A 3,002-nucleotide genomic window follows, 5' to 3' on the forward strand; every position below is an offset into this window, starting at 1 on the left:
GAATGGGTGACCAGCACCTCAATTACTCAGACGGCCAATGCGCCCGTTGTGAACCGGCCTAACAGCGTGGCTGTGGGCACCATTGTGTGGCTGGGTAGCGAGGTGATGTTCTTCGCGGGACTCTTCGCCATCTATTTCACCCTTCGATCCACCTCCCCCGAGCTATGGCTTTTTGAGGCGGATAAGCACAATTTCACCTTTGCGTTGATCAATACGCTCATCCTGGTGACCTCGTCCGTGACATGCCAGTTCGGCGTGTTTGCGGCGGAACGACTGCAGGCACGCTCTACCGGCTGGAAGCTCAGCGAGTGGGGCATGGTCGAGTGGTTCTTCCTCACCTACGCGCTCGGCGCCATCTTTGTCACCGGGCAGGTCTTCGAATACGCGACGCTCGTTTCTGAAGGCATCTCACTCAGCTCTAACGCCTACGGCTCGGCTTTCTACATCACGACCGGATTCCACGGAATCCACGTGACCGCCGGACTCATTGCGTTCCTGCTCATCATTGGCCGCGGTTTCGCGGTCAAGAACTTCGGTCATAAGGAAGCGACCAGCGCTATCGTCGTTTCCTACTATTGGCACTTCGTCGACGTCGTCTGGATCGGGCTTTTCCTGGTCGTCTACGTGCTTAAATAAGAATCAGGAGCGGACACTTTCAGCATGACCACGAAAAACACCCCCTCAGCTTCGAAGCCTCGTCAGGCTAAGAAGTCACGCAAGACGGGTCGGCGTCACCCTCTTGCGAGCGTCGCCCTCATCGCGATCGGCCTCCTTTTCACCGGTGCCGGATACGCGGCGCTCAGCACGAGCACAGCAACCGCTCAGTCGGACTCGTCGAGCCAGCAGACCATCAGCGAAGGCGAAAAGCTCTTCGCAGCCAACTGCGCGACGTGCCACGGTCTCAACCTCGAGGGATCCAGCGAAGCTCCGAGCCTTCTCGGTGTTGGTGCGGCCTCTGTTGACTTCCAGGTCGGCACCGGACGCATGCCGATGCAGATGCAGGGCCCTCAGGCGCAGAAGAAGCCTGTGCAGTTCACCGAGGAGCAGACGGCGGCCCTGGCTGCCTACGTGGCCTCGCTCGCACCGGGCCCGGCGATTCCCACCGGCAAGGTGCTCGACGGAGCCGGGGATGCTGCCAACGGCGCTGAACTGTTCCGCATCAACTGCGCGATGTGCCACAACGTCGCCGGAGCCGGCGGAGCCCTGACAGAGGGTAAGTTCGCCCCGGCGATCAAGAATGTCTCGGCCGAACACATCTACGAGGCCATGATTACCGGTCCGCAGAACATGCCCGTCTTCAACGACATGAACGTGTCTGCCGAAGGCAAGCGCGACATCATCACGTACCTCAAGTACGTCGAGAACAACCCATCACCCGGCGGACTCGCTCTCGGATCTCTGGGACCCGTCGCCGAGGGACTCTTCATCTGGATCTTCGGCCTGGGCGCCATCGTGGCCCTGACCGTGTGGATCACGGCCAAGTCGAACTGATCGGTTTCTCGTGCGTCGCAGCATTACATTGACAGCTGGTAAGAAGGAGAACAATGGCCAAGGACGATAACGGCGCGGAGCACGAATCCGCCGCCGCCTCGTCGAGCGTCGTGCGTGCAGATACGTCTGCAGGCACCGGCGTCGTCGTGCGGAATTCGCTGGAGAACCCTGGGTTCCCGCCGCACCGCCCCCGCATCACGGATCTCAATCCGAAGGAAGAGCGTAAGGCCGAACGCGCTGTCTACACGCTCTTCTACGTATCGATTGTCGGAAGCGTCTTCGCCATTGCGGCGTACATGGCTTTCCCGATCACCGCAGAGGATCCAGGTTCGGTTCGACTGAACAACCTCTTCATCGGTCTGGGCCTGTCCCTCGCTCTGCTGGCGATCGGTACTGGTGCGGTTCACTGGGGCAAGGCCCTCATGTCCGACCACGAGGGCGTCGACGAGCGCCACCCCGTTCGTGGCACGGACGAGGTTCGCGCCCGCGCCGTGGAAATCTTCCAGCAGGCCAATGACGAGTCCGGTTTCGGCCGACGCACTCTCATTCGCAACAGCTTGATTGGGGCGCTCATCGCGTTCCCGCTCCCCGCAGTCGTCCTTTTCCGCGGCCTCGGTCCGCAGGATCAGGATCCGGTCGCTCTCCTCAACGAGACGATGTGGAAGAAGGGGACGCGTCTGACCCTGGACCCCAGCGGAACTCCGATCAAGGCGGCCGACCTCACGATCGGCTCGTCTTTTCACGTCATTCCCGATGGCCTGGCCGCCATGGGGCACGGTCGTCTGGAAGAGAAAGCCAAGGCCGCAGTTCTTCTCATGCGTCTCAAGCCTGAGGATCTGAAGGAAACACCGGAACGCGCGACCTGGTCGTACCAGGGCATTGTCGCGTATTCCAAGATTTGCACCCACGTCGGCTGTCCCGTCGCTCTGTACGAGCAGCAGACACACCACCTGTTGTGCCCGTGTCACCAATCACAATTCGACGTCACGAATCACTGTGAGGTTATCTTCGGTCCGGCCAAGCGTGCCCTGCCGCAGCTGCCCATCACCGTTGACGCCGAAGGTTACCTCATCGCGCAGAGCGATTTCACTGAACCGGTCGGTCCGAGCTTCTGGGAGCGTAAATGACCTCGTTAGACACCCGCAAACCCGCTGAAGTCAAGAAGTCTTCGGGCTTCACCGCTTCTGCTGCCAACTACATTGACGAACGCACGAGCATCTCGGGTGCGGTGAAAGAGCTTGGTCGGAAGATTTTTCCGGACCACTGGTCCTTCCTCCTCGGTGAGGTCGCCCTGTATAGCTTTGTCATTATTCTGCTCTCAGGCTCCTTCCTCACCTTCTTCTTTCAGGCGTCGATGGCTCCTGTGATCTACGACGGCTCATATGCACCGTTGAAGGGCATCGAGATGTCGGCGGCTATGTCCTCGTCTCTCAACATTTCCTTCGACATCCGCGGTGGCCTGCTCATGCGCCAGGTCCACCACTGGGCGGCGCTCTTGTTCGTGGCGGCAA

At 60.2% G+C, this 3,002-nt stretch carries 3 protein-coding genes and 1 pseudogene; all 4 read left to right on the forward strand.

Annotation, left to right across the window (positions count from 1 at the left end; genetic code table 11):
• Positions 1-6: 6 nt before the first annotated feature.
• Positions 7-636: a heme-copper oxidase subunit III gene (locus JF66_RS16530; RefSeq protein ID WP_197059449.1), complete on the forward strand. Its 630-nt coding sequence runs from the start codon at positions 7-9 to the stop codon at positions 634-636.
• 24 nt (positions 637-660) lie between these two features.
• The gene (locus tag JF66_RS16535; protein ID WP_035879744.1) at positions 661-1,491 is read left to right on the forward strand and encodes a cytochrome c; all 831 of its coding nucleotides are present in this window, start codon (positions 661-663) and stop codon (positions 1,489-1,491) included.
• Between the two features lie 53 nt (positions 1,492-1,544).
• On the forward strand, positions 1,545-2,618 hold the full coding sequence (locus JF66_RS16540; protein WP_035879746.1) for a ubiquinol-cytochrome c reductase iron-sulfur subunit: 1,074 nt from the start codon (positions 1,545-1,547) through the stop codon (positions 2,616-2,618).
• A pseudogene (locus tag JF66_RS16545) lies at positions 2,615-3,002 on the forward strand (ubiquinol-cytochrome c reductase cytochrome b subunit); the annotation flags it as partial. The gene JF66_RS16540 and the pseudogene JF66_RS16545, both read left to right, overlap by 4 nt.

It is taken from the genome of Cryobacterium sp. MLB-32 (assembly GCF_000738085.1).
In the GTDB taxonomy this organism is placed as follows: domain Bacteria; phylum Actinomycetota; class Actinomycetes; order Actinomycetales; family Microbacteriaceae; genus Cryobacterium.

Excerpts from the sequence above, each read along its gene's own strand:
- JF66_RS16535 (WP_035879744.1), top strand. The coding sequence starts at position 661 with ATGACCACGAAAAACACCCCCTCAGCTTCGAAGCCTCGTCAGGCTAAG.
- JF66_RS16540 (WP_035879746.1), top strand. The coding sequence starts at position 1,545 with ATGGCCAAGGACGATAACGGCGCGGAGCACGAATCCGCCGCCGCCTCG.